Origin of the sequence: Pseudomonas cuatrocienegasensis (genome assembly GCF_900110925.1) — a bacterium.
GTDB lineage: Bacteria > Pseudomonadota > Gammaproteobacteria > Pseudomonadales > Pseudomonadaceae > Aquipseudomonas > Aquipseudomonas cuatrocienegasensis.
The window spans coordinates 89,820-107,057 of the sequence record NZ_FOFP01000003.1; the positions used below are offsets into that span (position 1 = coordinate 89,820).

The 17,238-nt window shown below is 60.9% G+C and carries 14 protein-coding genes; 8 read left to right on the forward strand and 6 right to left on the reverse strand.

The window, feature by feature from the left end; translation table 11 throughout:
* Positions 1 to 11 precede the first annotated feature (11 nt).
* The 4 genes from BMW49_RS05445 to BMW49_RS05460 form a co-directional block, all read right to left on the reverse strand.
* Positions 12 to 572, reverse strand: coding sequence for a lipocalin family protein (locus BMW49_RS05445; protein WP_069516326.1), 561 nt, complete (start codon positions 570 to 572; stop codon positions 12 to 14).
* A 10-nt stretch (positions 573 to 582) separates the two neighbouring features.
* The gene (locus tag BMW49_RS05450; protein ID WP_069516327.1) at positions 583 to 837 is read right to left on the reverse strand and encodes a hypothetical protein; all 255 of its coding nucleotides are present in this window, start codon (positions 835 to 837) and stop codon (positions 583 to 585) included.
* 210 nt (positions 838 to 1,047) lie between these two features.
* A complete protein-coding gene (locus BMW49_RS05455; RefSeq protein WP_069516328.1) occupies positions 1,048 to 2,055 on the reverse strand; it encodes a class 1 fructose-bisphosphatase in 1,008 nt (335 codons plus the stop codon).
* Positions 2,056 to 2,126: 71 nt separating this feature from the next.
* Positions 2,127 to 3,773: a histidine kinase N-terminal 7TM domain-containing diguanylate cyclase gene (locus BMW49_RS05460; RefSeq protein ID WP_069516329.1), complete on the reverse strand. Its 1,647-nt coding sequence runs from the start codon at positions 3,771 to 3,773 to the stop codon at positions 2,127 to 2,129.
* Between the two features lie 304 nt (positions 3,774 to 4,077).
* Here BMW49_RS05460 and BMW49_RS05465 point away from each other — a divergent pair, with 304 nt between their 5' ends.
* From BMW49_RS05465 to BMW49_RS05475, 3 genes are all read left to right on the forward strand, one after another.
* Positions 4,078 to 4,473 (forward strand): YkgJ family cysteine cluster protein, encoded by a 396-nt coding sequence (locus BMW49_RS05465; protein WP_069516330.1) that lies wholly within the window; start codon positions 4,078 to 4,080, stop codon positions 4,471 to 4,473.
* 196 nt (positions 4,474 to 4,669) lie between these two features.
* A complete protein-coding gene (locus BMW49_RS05470; protein ID WP_069516331.1) occupies positions 4,670 to 5,743 on the forward strand; it encodes a serine hydrolase in 1,074 nt (357 codons plus the stop codon).
* Entirely contained in the window at positions 5,740 to 6,786 is a 1,047-nt protein-coding gene (locus tag BMW49_RS05475) for a serine hydrolase (RefSeq protein WP_090390865.1), read from the forward strand. The genes BMW49_RS05470 and BMW49_RS05475 overlap by 4 nt, the downstream gene beginning before the upstream one ends.
* A gap of 88 nt (positions 6,787 to 6,874) precedes the next feature.
* Here the strand turns inward: BMW49_RS05475 and typA are convergent, their stop codons facing one another.
* Both typA and thiI read right to left on the reverse strand, forming a co-directional pair.
* Positions 6,875 to 8,695: a translational GTPase TypA gene (gene typA / locus BMW49_RS05480; RefSeq protein WP_069516332.1), complete on the reverse strand. Its 1,821-nt coding sequence runs from the start codon at positions 8,693 to 8,695 to the stop codon at positions 6,875 to 6,877.
* A gap of 163 nt (positions 8,696 to 8,858) precedes the next feature.
* On the reverse strand, positions 8,859 to 10,313 hold the full coding sequence (thiI, locus tag BMW49_RS05485) for a tRNA uracil 4-sulfurtransferase ThiI (RefSeq protein WP_069516333.1): 1,455 nt from the start codon (positions 10,311 to 10,313) through the stop codon (positions 8,859 to 8,861).
* Positions 10,314 to 10,641: 328 nt separating this feature from the next.
* Between thiI and glnA the strand changes: the two genes are divergently transcribed.
* The 5 genes from glnA to ntrC all read left to right on the forward strand — a co-directional run bounded on the left by glnA (position 10,642) and on the right by ntrC (position 16,396).
* Positions 10,642 to 12,048, forward strand: a complete 1,407-nt coding sequence (gene glnA / locus BMW49_RS05490) for a glutamate--ammonia ligase (RefSeq protein ID WP_069516334.1) — start codon at positions 10,642 to 10,644, stop codon at positions 12,046 to 12,048.
* A 443-nt stretch (positions 12,049 to 12,491) separates the two neighbouring features.
* Positions 12,492 to 13,055, forward strand: coding sequence for a DUF4124 domain-containing protein (locus BMW49_RS05495; RefSeq protein WP_069516335.1), 564 nt, complete (start codon positions 12,492 to 12,494; stop codon positions 13,053 to 13,055).
* Between the two features lie 3 nt (positions 13,056 to 13,058).
* The gene (locus BMW49_RS05500) at positions 13,059 to 13,682 is read left to right on the forward strand and encodes a DUF4124 domain-containing protein (RefSeq protein ID WP_069516336.1); all 624 of its coding nucleotides are present in this window, start codon (positions 13,059 to 13,061) and stop codon (positions 13,680 to 13,682) included.
* A gap of 195 nt (positions 13,683 to 13,877) precedes the next feature.
* Positions 13,878 to 14,963, forward strand: coding sequence for a nitrogen regulation protein NR(II) (gene glnL, locus BMW49_RS05505; RefSeq protein ID WP_069516337.1), 1,086 nt, complete (start codon positions 13,878 to 13,880; stop codon positions 14,961 to 14,963).
* Positions 14,960 to 16,396 (forward strand): two-component system response regulator NtrC, encoded by a 1,437-nt coding sequence (ntrC, locus tag BMW49_RS05510; protein ID WP_069516338.1) that lies wholly within the window; start codon positions 14,960 to 14,962, stop codon positions 16,394 to 16,396. The genes glnL and ntrC overlap by 4 nt, the downstream gene beginning before the upstream one ends.
* The last annotated feature ends 842 nt before the right edge of the window (positions 16,397 to 17,238 follow it).

The following is a 17,238-nucleotide window of genomic DNA, read 5'->3' on the forward strand; positions in this document are numbered from 1 at the left end:
GAAGACGCCTATCAGGGTGTTCTGATCGCCGCGTTCGGGCTGCGCCAGATCAGCTCTTGAGTGTCATAGCCCTGGCTGCGCGCCACCTCCAGCAATTTGTCACGCTGCGCGGCAGACACTTTCTGCTCGCGCGTCAATAACCACAGGAACTTGCGGTTGGGGCTACCCACCAGCGCGGTACGGTAATCGTTATCGAGGTACAGCACCCAGTAGTCGCCTTTGGCCACGCCCGGCAGGAGGTTGCTGAACCAGTTGTCGAAGGTGACCCACAGCTTGTCGGTCTTGCCTTCAACCTGAGGCACTGCACGCCCCTCCGCCTGCTGCCATTCGCCTTCCAGCGTCCGGCAGCGGTTGAGTACGCCGATACTGCCGTCATCCTGCAGGCTGTAATGTGCCTCGGACTGTGCACAATCGCGCTGGAAGAACATCGGCAGGCGGGCCTGCTCGTACCAGGTACCCTGATAGCGGGCCAGGTCGACCCGGTCGACAGTCTTCGGCGGCACCACACCGGTTCCCGAATTCGCGCATCCCGCCAACACACCCAGTGCCAGCACAGCAGCGGCTAATCGCATCGTTGACTCCTTATTGCAAACCTTTACCTGAAAACATCAGGACCTTGTCGCCGGCGTACTGCACGCTGATAAAGCGCTCCTGGGTGCCCCAGGTACAACTGAGAACACCCAACGCCCCGGCACATTCGCTCGGCCGTCCGAGCAGTGTCTCCACTTCGGCCTTGGCCATACCCGCCTCAAGCTTGGAATAGTTGGCCTGGTTGATCTTGTTACAGGCGACCAACAACAGACAGCACGCCACAAGGGCGATAGTGCGCAGTGACATGGGTGAGCTCCAGGGCGACAGATAACAGACAGCTTGGCACAAGGTCGCGACGACCGCCTGCTTGGACGTTAGAACCGCGAGCCAGGTTCCTTGACGGAGAGCTCGCTTAGCGCAGAAGACAAATCAAGGAAGGCGCGGTGCAGAGGCGCACGGAGGGAGGAATGCGTGTTAGATACGGCCTGGCAGGGAGCCTGCCAGGCACAGCAGAGATCAGCCTTTATGGTAAGCGGTGACCCGCTCGACTTCTTCCTTCGAGCCAAGGTAGACCGCTACACGCTGGTGCAGGGAGGTCGGCTGAATATCGAGGATGCGCTGGGTACCGTTGGTGGCAGCGCCGCCCGCTTGCTCGATAATCATCGACATCGGGTTGGCCTCGTACATCAAGCGCAGTTTGCCCGGCTTCTCCGGCTCACGGGAGTCACGCGGGTACATGAAGACGCCACCACGGGTGAGGATACGGTGCACGTCGGCGACCATGGAGGCGATCCAGCGCATGTTGTAGTTCTTGCCCAGGGGGCCGTCCTGCCCGGCCAGCAGCTCATTGACGTAACGGGTGACCGGTGGCTCCCAGTGACGCTGGTTCGACATATTGATGGCGAACTCCTGGGTGCTTTCCGGCACCTTGATGTCATCGTGGGTGAGCACGAAGCTGCCCAGCTCGCGGTCCAGGGTAAAGCCCTTGACGCCATTGCCCAGGGTCAGCATCAGCATGGTCTGCGGGCCGTAGATCGCATAGCCGGCGCAGACCTGTTCGGTGCCCGGCTGCAGGAAGGCTTCTTCACCCAGGTCGCCGAGTTCGCCATTACGTTCAGGGCAACGCAGCACCGAGAAGATGGTACCGACCGAGACGTTGACATCGATATTGGAAGAGCCATCGAGCGGATCGAAGACCAGCAGGTAGGCGCCCTTGGGGTAGCGCCCAGGAATCTGGTAGGCATTGTCCATTTCCTCGGAAGCCATGCCGGCCAGGTGACCGCCCCACTCGTTGGCCTCAAGCAGGATTTCGTTGGACAGCACGTCCAGCTTCTTCTGCACCTCGCCCTGCACGTTCTCGGTTTCCATGCTGCCCAGCACGCCGCCCAGGGCGCCCTTGGACACCTGATGGCTGATGGCCTTGCAGGCGCGCGCCACGACTTCGATGAGGAAACGCAGATCAGCCGGGGTATTGTGACTGCGGGTCTGTTCGATCAGATAGCGGCTCAGGGTAACGCGCGACATTGAAGGCTCCGGGAGGATGTGGAATCGCGGCAGTTTAACCTGTTCGCGACAACCGCGCCTCCTGCCGCCGGTCATGCCGGGTCTGCGGCCACCACGACCTGATTGCGCCCATTGCGCTTGGCCTGGTAAAGCGCCAAGTCGGCCACCTGCAGCAGTTGATCGAGGTCATTGCCCTGCTGCGGCCAGACTGCCAACCCCGCCGACAGCGTGATGTGTTGGCCGCCACTGCGCGTGGGCAGCGGCTCACCAGCCAATGCGCGGCACAACGCCTGCAGACGCATCAGCGCTTCGTCGCGCCCCGCCCCCGGCAGAATCAGCAAAAATTCTTCACCGCCGATGCGAAACACCGCATCAGAACTGCGCAGACTATCCAGCAAGTGCTGAGCAACAGCCTTGAGCACATCATCGCCAGCCAAATGCCCGTGCAGGTCATTGAGCTGTTTGAAATGGTCAAGATCAATCAGGCCAATGGCGATCGGGCTTTGCTCGCGCTGCGCGCGGGCCAGCTCACGGGCGAAGAATTCATCCAGGTAACGTCGGTTGTACAACCCGGTCAACGGATCGCACAGCGCCTGCTCCTGCAACTGCGCATGCAGGCTGGAAATCGTGCGCAGGCGCTCCTCGCTCACGGCCAGTGCCTCCGCCAGCCGGAGCGCGTCGAGATGACGCTGGGTCACATCACGCAGGTAGAGCATTCGCCCCAGCACGACAGCACCATCGCGGGTAATGCGCTCGATCGCCCGGGTACGCACCTCGAAATAGCGCGCAGAGCTATGCAGAACGAGCAGTTGGTCCTCACTGGCTTGGCGCTCCAGCAACGCCTGCAATGCCGGCCCGAATACCGGCCAGTGCTCCAGCGCGCGCCCCTGCCAGCTGGTATGCAGCCCCGCCAGCTTAAGCGCCTCGGGATTGGCCTCGACGACCCGGCGCTGAGGATCAACCACCAACACGGGATCAAGCAACGCTTCAAGCAGCAGGTGCCGCGCCATCGGCAGCAGATCGAACAGCCGCACGCTGACGATCAGCCAGGCAAATGCAAGGAGCGTGAAAGCGAAGCTGAACGGCGTGGGGTCAAAACCAAACAGCGTCCAGCCGAACCCCACGTAACTGAAATTGGCCAGCCAAGGCAGCGCCGTAACCAGCACAAAACACAGATAGTGGCGGCGATGAACCCCATAACCAACGACGGCAGCCCGCACGACCACAGCCAAGCAGAAACACATCAGCAGGTAGACGTAGACAGTGGCCAGATAGAACAGCGGACCGTGTTCATACTGCACCGGCGCGCCCGGTGTATCCGCGATCGGCGCAGTACCAGCCCCATAGAACAAAGCATGCCAGGGATTGCTGGCCGCCATGCCCCAGATCAACACAGGCGCCAGACCCAACGCCAGGCGCAGCGGCAAGAGCAACGGCTGGCGTATGCTGTTGACGTATTGCCACAGGAAGACCGCCCAAAAGGTCGGCACGCCAACAATTCCGGGCCAGGCCATGACTGCCCACAACTGCTTACAGCCGGCGTCCTGGGTTGCCAGCTCCAGCGCTGCAGCAGCCATCCACCACAGGCTGGCCAGGTGCATATAGAGGAACGACTCGCGCCCAGGAAAGTAACGCTGGCGCAAAACCCAGCGTGCCAGCACGACGACGCCGAGACAAATCAAGCCGGTCAGTAGAACCGGGACGCTCATGCTCCAGCCGGCATCAGCACAACGACTCATGGCCCGCCCCACGCAAAAGCATGGCAGCAGGCAAGCCTGGCAGGCGCAGGGCAGCGCGCAAGAATAGGGTGTGGAATGAACACAAAGCAGTCCAAAGCCTGAAATGGTGCGTGTGATGGCCCTCGAACAAGCATGCAGGCCTGAACTGGACATCCGAGTCAGCGCGCTATAATAGCCCAACGACAGCACTGTCTGAGCGGCAACCGTTAGACACTCTAACCGTCTGGCGAAAAGCACTCCACAGCAGCGCCCCGAACGCTATGATCGCGCCCCCTCACGCCGACCACCGACATCATCGAAGCCAATGAAGAACAATCTGATCGCCGCAGCCGAACTAGACCGCCTCGATACCTGGGCCAAATACACTGCGGATATGTGTCACTCCTGCAACTCCAGCTGCTGCACGCTGCCGGTGGAAGCGCGCTTGAGCGATCTCATCCGCATCGGCGTGGTCGATGAGTTCGAGCGTGGGGAACCTGCGAAGAACATCGCCAAACGCCTGCAGAAAGACGGCATCGTCGAGCGCTTCAACCAGAAATCCGGCATCTTCACCCTGGCGCGCATGAGCAATAACGACTGCCTGTACCTGGATCGCACCTCTCGCCTGTGCACTATCTACGACAAGCGTCCCGATACCTGCCGCAACCATCCACGCATCGGACCACGCCCTGGCTACTGCGCCTACAAGCCCAAACGCTGATGCAAGACTTATCCACGAACGCTATGCGTGTGCTCGGGCGCTGAGGAGCTGTTTCGTCGCGAGCAGCGTTGCAGCGCCTGTCTACGACATGTCGCAACTTCAGGTTACGCCTTGCCTGGCACGCCACGCGCACAATGGTTGAACAGCTTGGCCACTAGCCCCTCGAATCTGGAGTACTCCTACTCCGAGGTTGCACATGCTCCATCGCCTTACCGCGTGGCGCCATCTGGCCGTTGCTTTCACTCTTAGCAGCAACGCCGTCGCAGCGCTGGAGCCACCTACGTGGCCCGACTACCTGCTCGAGCAGTTGGCCCAGATCGATGCCCAGAGCCCTGGCGAACTGGGCGTGTACGTGAAGGATCTGCACAGCCAGCGGATCGTCGCCTACCAGGCCGACGAGCCCTGGTACCTGGCATCCACCGTCAAAGTGCCAATCGCCATAGCGGTACTGCAGGCGGCGATGGCAGGCACCATCCACCTCGATAGCCCGCTTACCCTGGCAGCCGAGGACTACGTCGATGGCGCCGGCAGCAGTAATGCGCGCCCTGTGGGTAGTCGGGTGGCGGTACGCACCCTGCTCGAACAGATGATCATCTACAGCGACAACACCGCCTCCGACCGCCTGATTCGTCTGGTGGGCCTGGATGCGGTGAATCAGGTAGCGCGAAACCTGGCGGGCGATCAGCCGCTCTTTGCCATCACTACCCTGGCGGGCGTGCGCCGGCAGATCTACAGCCAGTGGCACCCGAACGCTCAGCAGCTAGCCGGCCAGGACTTTCTGCAGATTCGCCACGCCAGCGGCTCACGCAAAGCGGCAGTGGCCCGACAACTGGGCCTGGCTGAGGCCGATCTGCAGCCCATCAGCCTCGACCAGGCCTACCAGGCCTACTATGCCGGCGGCGCCAACTCGGCCCACCTGACGGCTCTGGCCGAGGTGCTCGAAGGCCTGGCTGATGGCCGCGCGCTGGATGCGGCACATACCGATTACCTGCTGGGCCTGATGCGCCAGGTGCAGACCGGCAACCAACGGATCAGGGCGGGCTTGCCGGCTGCCACGCCCTATGCCCAGAAAACCGGCACCCAGCGGGCACGCGCCTGCGATGCGGGGCTGATCGAGCCACCAGCGCGTCAGGGCCAAGCCCCCGTGCTGGTGGTGGCCTGCGTGCGCGGTGACCTGTCGATGGCGCGCAGCGAGCGCAGCCTGCGCCAGGTCGGCGAAGCCTTGACGCGCAGTGGACTGCTCAAACCCATGGATGGGAACAACCGATGAACCCACGCGTTCTGCTGCCTCTGCTTGCTGTTGGCCTGCTGCTCGCCGCCTGGCTCTGGGCCAGCCCCTCAAGCGAGGCGCCCTGGCGAGCCGAGCTGCAAGAACGCCTCGAACGTCTGGATGCCGAGTCGCCTGGCAAGCTGGGCGTGTATGTCGAGCACCTGAGCGAAGGTCACCTCGATTATCAGGCCGAAGGCCCCTGGTACCTCGCCTCCACCGTCAAACTGCCCGTGGCCATCGCGGTGCTACAAGGCGTCGACAAAGGTCGCCTGAGCCTGGATCAAGCCGTCGAACTGACCGCCGAAGACAAGGTGGATGGCTCAGGCGGTACCGTCTGGAGCGACGTAGGCACGACCTTCAGCATCCGCACCCTGCTCGAAGAGATGCTGCGCGAAAGCGACAACACCGCAGCGGACATGCTGATTCGCCTGGTAGGCGTCGATACGCTCAACGCAAGCCTGGAGCGTTATGGCTTCAGCCAGCTGACGTCACTGTTGCAAGTGCGCCAGGATCTTTATGCCGAACTGCACCCCGATGCGCGCAACCTGAGCAACCAGCAGATCGTCGAAGTAGCCGCCGCACCCATTGGGCCTGAACGTGTGCAGGCCCTGGCCAACGCCCTGGGCTTAACGCCTGGACAACTTGAGCAGGACGATCTTGATGAGGCCTACCGCCGTTACTATGCCCAAGGCCGCAATAGCAGCAGCCTTACCGGCTACGGCGCCCTGCTGCGCGATCTGGTCCGCGGCGAATTGCTCAGTGACGCCAGCCAGCAGTTGCTCTACCAACTGACCGGACTGAATCAGTACGAGGCCTATCGCCTTGAGGCCGGCCTGGCCGAAGACCTGCCTTTCATTCAGAAAACCGGCACCCAGCAAGGCCGTGCCTGCCATGTCGGTGTGGCTCGCCCAGAAACGCCCGAGCAGGCGCTGATCATCATCGCCTGTGCCGCTGATCTGGACGAAAATCGCGAAGCGGGTGCACTCTTCGAGCGCATTGGCGAAGCCATTCAGCAGACCGTGCTGCAACCCCAGGCCGGCTAAAACACAGCCACCCAAACCAATCCTGCACGCATAAAAAAGCCCCCGCCGGCCTGCGCCAACGGGGGCTTTCTAGTGAGCTAGAACTGGATCAGTTCTTGGCTTTCTTGGCAGCGCGGGTGCGCTCGCCTTCGTCGAGGATCTTCTTGCGCAGGCGGATCGACTTCGGCGTGACTTCGCACAGCTCGTCGTCCTGGATGAATTCCAGAGCCTGTTCCAGGGTGAATTTCACCGGCGGAACCAGAGCGATGGTTTCGTCCTTGCCGGAAGCACGCATGTTGTCGAGCTTCTTGCCTTTGGTTGGGTTGACGCCCATGTCGTTATCGCGGCTGTTCAGACCAACGATCTGACCACCGTAGATTTCCTGGCCGTGCTCAACGAACAGCTTGCCACGCGCCTGCAGGGTTTCCAGGGAGTAGGTCAGCGCCTTGCCGGTTTCTACCGATACCAGCACACCGTTCTGACGGCCGGACATGTCGCCGGACTTCATGGTGTCGTAGCGATCGAAGATCGAGGTCAGGATGCCAGCACCGTTGGTCAGGGTCAGGAACTGGTTACGGAAACCGATCAGACCGCGCGCCGGGATGTTGTATTCCAGACGCACACGGCCTTTACCGTCCGGGACCATGTTGGTCAGGTCGCCCTTGCGCAGGCCCATCTCTTCCATGACCTTGCCCTGGGATTCTTCCGGGGTGTCGATGGTGACGTTTTCGAAGGGCTCCTGCTTCACGCCGTCGACCGTACGGATGATTACTTCCGGACGACCCACACCCATTTCGAAGCCTTCGCGACGCATGGTTTCGATCAGTACCGAGAGGTGCAGCTCACCACGGCCGGAAACCTTGAACTTGTCAGCCGAGTCGCCTTCTTCAACGCGCAGAGCAACGTTGTACAGCAGCTCTTTGTCCAGACGGTCCTTGATGTTACGCGAGGTCACGAACTTGCCTTCTTTACCGCAGAATGGCGAGTCGTTTACCTGGAAGGTCATGGAAACGGTTGGCTCGTCGACGGTCAGAGGCTTCATCGCCTCGACAGTGTCCGGGTGGCACAGGGTGTCGGAGATAAACAGCGAGTCCATACCGCTGACGCAAACGATATCGCCTGCAAAAGCTTCTTCAACGTCGATACGGTGCAGACCGTGGTGACCCATCAGCTTGAGGATACGACCGTTACGCTTCTTGCCGTCGGCACCGATAGCAACAACCGGGGTGTTCGGCTTGACGCTACCACGGGCGATACGGCCAACACCGATAATGCCGAGGAAGCTGTTGTAGTCCAGTGCCGAGATCTGCATCTGGAACGGACCTTCACGGTCGACTTTCGGCGCAGGTACGTTGTCGACGATCGACTGGTACAGCGGGGTCATGTCGTCGGCCATCTCGGTGTGGTCGAGACCGGCAATACCGTTCAGCGCCGAGGCGTAGACGACTTTGAAGTCCAGCTGTTCTTCGGTGGCGCCGAGGTTGTCGAACAGGTCGAAGATCTGGTCCAGAACCCAGTCCGGACGCGCGCCCGGACGGTCGACCTTGTTGATTACCACGATCGGACGCAGGCCGGCTTCGAACGCCTTCTTGGTCACGAAGCGGGTTTGCGGCATCGGGCCGTCTTGGGCGTCGACCAGCAGCAGCACGGAGTCGACCATCGACATCACGCGCTCAACTTCACCGCCGAAGTCGGCGTGGCCGGGGGTGTCGACGATGTTGATGTGGTAGCCGTTCCAGTTGATCGCGGTGTTCTTCGCGAGAATGGTAATGCCACGCTCTTTTTCCTGGTCGTTGCTGTCCATCACGCGCTCGTCGTTGAGCTCGCCGCGCTCCAGAGTGCCGGACTGACGCAGGAGTTTGTCTACCAGGGTGGTCTTACCATGGTCAACGTGGGCAATGATGGCGATGTTGCGTAGATTTTCGATCACGTGTGTATCTCGATCAGAGGATTCGGTGTGCCGCTTAGTCTAGGCGGCGAGTATTAACTAAATGCGAATTCGGCCAGGCGGTGCCAAGGCATGGCAGCAGCTTCAAGCTGCCTGACAATCGGGAGGGCGATGGCGGATACTCCCGCCATTCAACCCGGGCGTCTTATGTCGGACGATAAACGCGCACATTGGCATACCCCTCGCTGAGCAGATGATGGGCATGCAAACGGCTCATGACGCCTTTGTCGCAATACAGCAGGTATTGACGACTGGCATCCAGCTCCTTGAAGCGGCTGTTTACGGCGTAGAACGGCAACGTCTGCACGTCGATGCCGTCAAGTTGTAAGGGTTGTTCATCCGTGGCATCTGGATGACGGATGTCAATGATGACATGACTGGGCAGGACTTCGCTGACTTCCTCGACTTGCACATCCTTTGCCAGCTCGTCGATCACCTTGTCGATCGGCAGCAAGGTTGCCCGTTCCAGGGCGCGCGCAAGAATGGCCTGGTCGAACTGGCTTTCCTCGTATTCGATGCGCAGCTTCTTCGCCTTGGTGGTCGGGTTGACCGAAATCACCCCGCAATATTCGGGCATGTGCTTGGCGAACTCGGCCGTGCCAATGGCCGTGGCGGTATCGATGATGTCCTGCTTGTGGCTGGCCAGCAGTGGCCGCAGCACCAGCATATCGGTGGCCGCGTCGATCACCGAGAGGTTCGGCAGGGTCTGGCTGGATACCTGGCTGATCGCCTCACCGGTAACCAGGGCATTGATCTGCAGGCGCTCGGCCATGGTCGTCGCCGCGCGCAGCATAATGCGCTTGAGCACCACGCCCATCTGGCTGTTGTCGACCTTGCCGAGAATCTCACCCAGCACTTCCTCGAACGGCACGCTGATAAACAGCACGCGCTGCGAGCTGCCGAATTTCTTCCACAGATAGTGGGCCACTTCCATCACACCCAGTTCGTGCGCACGGCCGCCCAGGTTGAAAAAGCAAAAGTGGGTAACCAACCCGCGGCGCATCATCTGATAAGCCGCGACCGTAGAGTCGAAGCCACCGGACATCAGCACCAGGGTCTGCTCCAGCGCGCCGAGCGGGTAACCGCCCAGGCCGTCGTGCTGGTGATGAATGACGAACAGGCGCTGATCGCGAATTTCCAGGCGTACTTCAACCTCGGCCTGCTTCAGCGAAATACCGGCGGCGCCGCACTGCTGACGCAGTTGGCTGCCGATATAGCGCTCGATATCCATCGAGCTGAACGGGTGCTTGCCGGCGCGCTTGCAGCGCACGGCGAAGACTTTACCCGGTAACAAATCAGCGAAATGACGCTTGCACTTGTCCAGCACGTCCTCGAAGTCCCCCAAGGGGTATTCGTCGACCTGGAGAAAATGAGTAATACCTGGCGTGCAGCCCAACCGCTCGATCATCGCCTGCAGCACAGCCGGCTCGCGCACCTCGGTCTGCACCTCAAGGTTGTCCCACACGCCCACCACCAGCAGCTGCGGATCCAGATCGCGCAGCACCGAGCGAATGTTCTTCGCCAGCTGCCGGATGAACTGCTTGCGCACCGGCGGGCTTTTGATGGTGATTTCCGGGAAAACTTTAACGATGAGTTTCATGAAAGTGGGGCGGGCCGACAGAGCCGAAAAACAGGGGCGAGGATTATAGCGGAAATTGCTCAAGCTTTGATCAAAAATCCTTACGCACCTTTATTGAGCACCGTTTTGGGTCGCTACTCTTTTAAAGCGCACCAACAAAGCGCATACAACTTCTTAATCTTTGGACACAGCCCCCGCCACGCCTGCGTTTCGGGCACTGCACCCATTCCGGGGCACTGGCATGCAATTTGCTCCCTTGTGAGGCAGGTCGTCCTGGCGGAGTATCCAGCCAGGCTTCACCGAACTTATAGGGGCTCAAGCTTCGAGCCTTATCCACCTGGAGGACAGCATGTCGAAGGCGATTCAACTCATCAAAGAACACGACGTGAAGTGGGTAGACCTGCGCTTCACCGACACCAAGGGTAAGCAGCACCACGTGACCATGCCGGCCCGTGATGCGCTGGACGACGAATTCTTCGAAGTCGGCAAGATGTTCGACGGTTCCTCCATCCATGGCTGGAAAGGCATCGAAGCCTCCGACATGATCCTGCTGCCGGTTGACGAAACCGCTGTACTGGATCCGTTCACCGAAGAGCCGACCGTCATCATCGTCTGCGACATCATCGAGCCGAGCACCATGCAGGGCTACGATCGCGACCCGCGCTCGATCGCCAAGCGCGCTGAAGAATTCCTCAAGAGCACCGGCATCGGCGATACCGTATTCGTCGGCCCGGAGCCTGAGTTCTTCATCTTCGACGAAGTGAAGTTCAAGTCCGACATCTCCGGCTCCATGTTCAAGATCTTCTCCGAACAAGGCTCCTGGAACACCGACGCTGACATCGAAGGCGGCAACAAGGGCCACCGTCCTGCCGTCAAAGGTGGCTACTTCCCAGTTCCGCCGTGCGACCACGACCACGAAATCCGTACTGCCATGTGTAACGCCATGGAAGAAATGGGCCTGGTCATCGAAGTGCACCACCACGAAGTGGCGACTGCCGGCCAGAACGAAATCGGCGTGAAGTTCAACACCCTGGTAGCCAAGGCTGACGAAGTTCAGACCCTGAAGTACTGCGTACACAACGTCGCTGATGCCTACGGTAAAACTGCGACCTTTATGCCGAAGCCGCTGTACGGCGACAACGGCTCGGGTATGCACGTACACATGTCCATCTCCAAAGATGGCAAGAACACCTTCGCAGGCGAAGGCTATGCCGGCCTGTCCGACACCGCCCTGTACTTCATCGGCGGCATCATCAAGCACGGTAAAGCACTGAACGGCTTCACCAACCCGTCGACCAACTCCTACAAGCGTCTGGTCCCAGGTTTCGAAGCGCCGGTCATGCTGGCCTACTCGGCCCGTAACCGTTCGGCCTCGATCCGTATTCCGTACGTTTCCAGCCCGAAAGCCCGCCGCATCGAAGCACGCTTCCCGGACCCGGCTGCCAACCCCTACCTGGCCTTCGCCGCCCTGCTGATGGCTGGCCTGGACGGCATCCAGAACAAGATCCACCCCGGCGATGCTGCTGACAAGAACCTGTACGACCTGCCGCCAGAAGAAGGCAAGCTGATCCCGCAAGTGTGCGGCAGCCTGAAAGAAGCCCTGGAAGAGCTGGACAAGGGCCGCGCGTTCCTGACCAAAGGCGGCGTGTTCTCCGACGACTTCATCGATGCCTACATCGAGCTGAAATCGGAAGAAGAAATCAAAGTCCGCACCTTCGTACACCCGCTGGAATACGACCTGTACTACAGCGTCTAACCCAGCGACACCCGCAGACGCGGCGTGACCAAGGCCTCCCCGGTGCAAACCGGGGAGGCTTTTTTAATGGCTATGTCCCAATAGGCTGTTGCATATCTGTAGGAGCGAATTTATTCGCGAAATTCGCGGCACAATCGCGAATAAATTCGCTCCTACACAAGCCGATTTGAGGTTACAACACGGTTTTGGGACATAGCCTTTTTAATGCGCTGAAATAAGTAGGATGCGCCGTGCGCACCTGAAGCCGATGCGTGCAGCACAACAACCCAAGCGACAACCCCCAACGCCCAGAGCAACGGGACAACGCCTTTTCGTGAGCCGGATTTCGAGCATTTGAGTGCGCCGGCACACGCCGTGACGCTTGACCCCTTGCCAGGTACGAGCAGCAGTGCAAGGCTTAGCAGCAGCGCTGCATCTATACCCACGCCCCAGGAGACAGGCCCATGCGCCTATTGCTCACCTGCCTGCTGATTGCCCTGGCCCTGCCCGCCAGTGCGCAGATCTACAAGTACACCGACGCCAAAGGCAACACGGTGTTCACCAACCAGCCTCCCGAGGGTATTCAGGCCGAGAGCGTCGAACTGCCGCCGACCAACACCGTAGAGATGCAAGCACCGCAGCTTCCGGCCAGCAGCCCCGAGCCCGCCCCAACTCAGGCGGCCTACCGCGTATTGCGCTTGACGGACATTCCAACGGACGAAGCCCTGCGCGCCAACAACGGCACTTTCAGCGTTGGCGTGCAAACCGAGCCAGCCCTGGCACCGAGCCACCGCTTGCGCCTGGTGCTGGATGGTCGCCCGTACGGCGAGCCGCGCTCGGCGCCACCCCTGCAGTTGCACCAGCTTGATCGCGGCGAGCACAGCCTGGCGGTTCAGGTTCTCAGTGGCGAGCGAGTGGTGCAGCAAAGCGAGACCCTGACCTTCACCGTGCAGCGGGTCAATACCAGCAGCCCGGCGCTGCGCCCGCCACCACCCAAGCCTCCCACGCCTCCAAAACCGGCCAACTGACCCATGCGCAATCTGCTGCTCAGCCTGCTGCTGCTCGCCACATCGGCCAGCGCGCAGGTCTACACCTACATTGATGCCGAGGGTAATCGGGTATTCACCGACCGCCCCTCGGCTAACCAGCATAATGTCGAATCCGTGCAGCTGGCGCCGACCAATAACATGGCCCAACCACCTAGCCCGGCGCAGCAGCAGCCGCTGGAGGCGCCCACTATCACGGCGCCTGCTTACCAGATGCTGCGCATTCTGATCCCTCAGCCGGACGCAACCATCCGCGACAACACAGGCAACCTGATCGTCACAGCCACCAGCGAGCCGGGCCTGCAGCCTGGCCACCTCTATCGCCTGGTTCTCGACAGCCAGCCTTGGGGCGAGGCAGGCCGCAGCCCAGTGTTCGCGCTGGAGAATATTGATCGGGGGACCCATCAGTTAGCTGTGGAAATTCTCGACGCCCAGGGTCGAACCCTGGAGCGCACCCCCAGCCAACCCTTCCATATGATGCGTACATCCCTGGTGCAGAAACGCAAGGCCAAACCCTGCACCAAGACGGACTATGGCGTGCGCCCGGAATGCCCGCTGAAAGATAAACCCGTCGAGGAAAAAGACATTCCCTTCATTCCCTTCATCTGAGCCACCATGCTCGCACCATAAAGGTGCGCTATTGCGCACCACTTTCTATACTCTCCCTGTTTTGGACCGCTCGCGGTGCCGTTCGCTGCGCCGAAACGCGGCTCTGATCACCTTTTGCTCAGCAATCACGCGTCTTTTCGGGGCCTTGGTTTGCTTCTTGCATTTTCCTGCTCCATTGCCGGAATGCCTCAGCCTATGATCATTAACGACGCACTGCACCGCCTACTGCTCGACAACCTGACGACAGCAACGCTGTTGCTCAACGCCGAGTTGCGCCTGGAATACATGAATCCGGCCGCCGAAATGCTGCTGGCCGTCAGCGGCCAGCGCAGCCACGGGCAGTTCATCAGCGAACTGTTCACCGAGTCACCGGAAGCCCTCGGCGCCCTGCGTCAGGCGGTCGAGCAGGCACACCCGTTCAATAAACGTGAAGCCGTGCTGACCGCCATCACCGGGCAAACCCTGACCGTCGACTACGCCGTGACACCCATCCTCAGCCGCGGCACCACCATGCTGCTGCTGGAGGTGCACCCTCGCGATCGCCTGCTGCGCATCACCAAGGAAGAAGCGCAGCTGTCCAAACAGGAGACCACCAAACTGCTGGTACGCGGCCTGGCGCACGAGATCAAGAACCCCCTCGGCGGTATCCGTGGAGCAGCCCAGCTGCTAGCGCGTGAACTCCCAGAGGAAAGCCTCAAGGATTACACCAACGTGATCATTGAGGAGGCCGATCGCCTGCGTAATCTGGTCGACCGCATGCTCGGCTCGAACAAATTGCCGTCCCTGGCGATGACCAACGTGCATGAAGTGCTCGAACGCGTCGGCAGCCTGATCGAAGCGGAAAGCCAGGGCAGCATCACCTTGGTGCGCGATTACGACCCGAGCATCCCGGATGTGCTTATCGACCGCGAACAGATGATTCAGGCCGTGCTCAATATCGTGCGCAACGCCATGCAGGCCATCGGCACGCAGAACGAAATGCGCCTGGGCCGCATCACCCTGCGTACACGCACCCTGCGCCAGTTCACCATCGGCCATGTGCGCCACCGTTTGGTGGCCAAGCTCGAGATCATCGACAACGGCCCAGGTGTGCCGCAGGAACTGCAGGAAACCATTTTCTACCCCATGGTCAGCGGGCGTGCCGACGGCACCGGGCTCGGCCTGTCCATTACCCAGAACATTATTAGCCAGCACCAAGGCTTGATCGAATGCGACAGCCACCCTGGCCACACCGTGTTCTCGATCTTCCTGCCGCTGGAACAAGGAGCAACCCCGTCATGAGTCGCAGTGAAACCGTTTGGATTGTCGATGATGACCGTTCCATTCGCTGGGTACTGGAAAAGGCCCTGCAACAGGAAGGCATGACCACCCAGAGCTTCGACAGCGCCGACGGCGTGCTGGCACGCCTGACCCGCCAGCAACCGGATGTGATCATCTCTGACATCCGTATGCCGGGTGCCAGCGGCCTGGATTTGCTGGCGCGCATTCGCGAGCTGTATCCGCGCCTGCCGGTGATCATCATGACCGCTCATTCCGACCTGGAAAGTGCGGTGGCGTCCTACCAGGGTGGTGCCTTCGAGTACCTGCCCAAGCCCTTCGACGTCGACGAGGCCGTCTCCCTGGTCAAGCGTGCCAACCAGCACGCCCAGGAGCAGCAGGGCCTGCAGGTACCAGTGGAGCAAGCGCGCACGCCGGAAATCATCGGCGAAGCGCCGGCCATGCAGGAAGTGTTTCGCGCCATCGGCCGCTTGAGCCACTCCAACATCACCGTGCTGATCAACGGCGAGTCGGGTACCGGCAAGGAGCTGGTTGCCCATGCATTGCATCGCCACAGCCCACGCGCAGCCTCACCCTTTATTGCCCTGAACATGGCGGCGATTCCCAAGGACCTGATGGAGTCCGAGCTGTTCGGCCATGAAAAAGGCGCCTTCACCGGCGCGGCCAACCAGCGCCGCGGGCGCTTCGAGCAAGCCGACGGCGGCACCCTGTTTCTCGACGAAATCGGCGATATGCCGGCCGATACCCAGACCCGCCTGTTGCGCGTGCTGGCCGACGGCGAGTTCTACCGGGTCGGTGGCCATACCCCGGTCAAGGTCGACGTACGTATCATCGCCGCGACCCACCAGAATCTGGAAACCCTGGTACAGGCCGGCAAGTTCCGCGAAGACCTGTTCCACCGCCTCAATGTCATCCGCATCCATATCCCGCGCCTGGCTGATCGCCGCGAAGATATCCCGACCCTGGCCCGCCACTTCCTCGCCCGCGCCGCCCTGGAGCTGGCCGTCGAACCCAAGCTGCTCAAGGCGGAAACCGAGGAATACCTCAAGCACCTGCCCTGGCCCGGCAACGTGCGCCAGCTGGAAAACACCTGCCGCTGGATCACCGTCATGGCCTCGGGCCGTGAAGTGCATGTCGATGACCTGCCGCCAGAGCTGCTGACTCAACCGCAGGACAGCGCACCGGTCAGCAACTGGGAACAGGCCCTGCGCCAGTGGGCCGACCAGGCCCTGGCACGCGGCCAGTCCAACCTGCTCGACAGCGCCGTACCAGCCTTCGAGCGCATCATGATCGAGACCGCACTCAAGCACACCGCCGGCCGCCGCCGCGATGCCGCTGTGCTGCTGGGCTGGGGGCGCAACACCCTGACCCGCAAGATCAAGGAACTCGGCATGAAGGTCGACGGCGCTGATGACGACGATGGCGACGACGCCTGACAGCAGCACGCGCACACGACGGGCCCTTCGGGGCCCGTTTTTTTTGGCTATGTTCCCAGTGCCTGTGCACGGGGATGATGCTTCTCGTGGGAGCCGCGCCCCGCGGCGAATGCCATAGGTAACGCCTAAGTCACTGGATGGCTGCAATCGATTCGCCCCGAGGCGGGGCTCCTACGCGTATTCAGCGGCTCATGCAGATGTTGCGTTTATGGCCTGCACAGGGATCCAACAGCCAATTGGGACATAGCTTTTTTGGAGGCATTCCAATTGCTGGAGCAACCCTGATTAGGCAGGTGTAGGCGCGAAGGGGCGCCTAGGGTCTGTTCCCGTTTCGTCACACGCCGCGTTGCTGCGAAAAATCTCGCCAGGCCGGGCGGCGTTCCGCTAGGCGGAGGACGCAGGGAATGGTTGCTCCCTTGCCAAGTCCTCCAACAACGCATGGCGAGATTTTGCGCGCAACCCGCAGGGCCGGGCCAGTTTTAGCGCGATGCCGCGTTTCTCGATGGCTCATTTAGCTCACTAAACTTCGCATCTCGTGCCTTGCCTCGCGCTAAAACTGGCTCCGGCGCGGCCGCGACGAAACGGGAACAGACCCTAGCCTTATTCGCGATTGCGTCGTGATTATCGCGAATAAATTCGCTCCTACAAGGCCGGCCACAGCCCTTGAAAAATGCACAGTCTCGGCACCGTTAAGGCGCGGCGTGCACAGCCACGGCACACGCAAACGGGCAAGAGCGCCCCCGACGTGGCCATTTTCAGCCCGCAATAGGCGGATTCAGGGCTTTTTCGGCATTGTAAGAAAACTGGCACACGAGCTGCATAGACTCTAGTAATCCCAGTTT

Excerpts from the sequence above, each read along its gene's own strand:
- glnA (WP_069516334.1), top strand. The coding sequence starts at position 10,642 with ATGTCGAAGGCGATTCAACTCATCAAAGAACACGACGTGAAGTGGGTA.
- ntrC (WP_069516338.1), top strand. The coding sequence starts at position 14,960 with ATGAGTCGCAGTGAAACCGTTTGGATTGTCGATGATGACCGTTCCATT.
- BMW49_RS05470 (WP_069516331.1), top strand. The coding sequence starts at position 4,670 with ATGCTCCATCGCCTTACCGCGTGGCGCCATCTGGCCGTTGCTTTCACT.
- thiI (WP_069516333.1), bottom strand. The coding sequence starts at position 10,313 with ATGAAACTCATCGTTAAAGTTTTCCCGGAAATCACCATCAAAAGCCCG.
- BMW49_RS05475 (WP_090390865.1), top strand. The coding sequence starts at position 5,740 with ATGAACCCACGCGTTCTGCTGCCTCTGCTTGCTGTTGGCCTGCTGCTC.
- BMW49_RS05500 (WP_069516336.1), top strand. The coding sequence starts at position 13,059 with ATGCGCAATCTGCTGCTCAGCCTGCTGCTGCTCGCCACATCGGCCAGC.
- BMW49_RS05445 (WP_069516326.1), bottom strand. The coding sequence starts at position 572 with ATGCGATTAGCCGCTGCTGTGCTGGCACTGGGTGTGTTGGCGGGATGC.
- BMW49_RS05455 (WP_069516328.1), bottom strand. The coding sequence starts at position 2,055 with ATGTCGCGCGTTACCCTGAGCCGCTATCTGATCGAACAGACCCGCAGT.
- BMW49_RS05465 (WP_069516330.1), top strand. The coding sequence starts at position 4,078 with ATGAAGAACAATCTGATCGCCGCAGCCGAACTAGACCGCCTCGATACC.
- BMW49_RS05495 (WP_069516335.1), top strand. The coding sequence starts at position 12,492 with ATGCGCCTATTGCTCACCTGCCTGCTGATTGCCCTGGCCCTGCCCGCC.
- glnL (WP_069516337.1), top strand. The coding sequence starts at position 13,878 with ATGATCATTAACGACGCACTGCACCGCCTACTGCTCGACAACCTGACG.
- BMW49_RS05450 (WP_069516327.1), bottom strand. The coding sequence starts at position 837 with ATGTCACTGCGCACTATCGCCCTTGTGGCGTGCTGTCTGTTGTTGGTC.
- BMW49_RS05460 (WP_069516329.1), bottom strand. The coding sequence starts at position 3,773 with ATGAGTCGTTGTGCTGATGCCGGCTGGAGCATGAGCGTCCCGGTTCTA.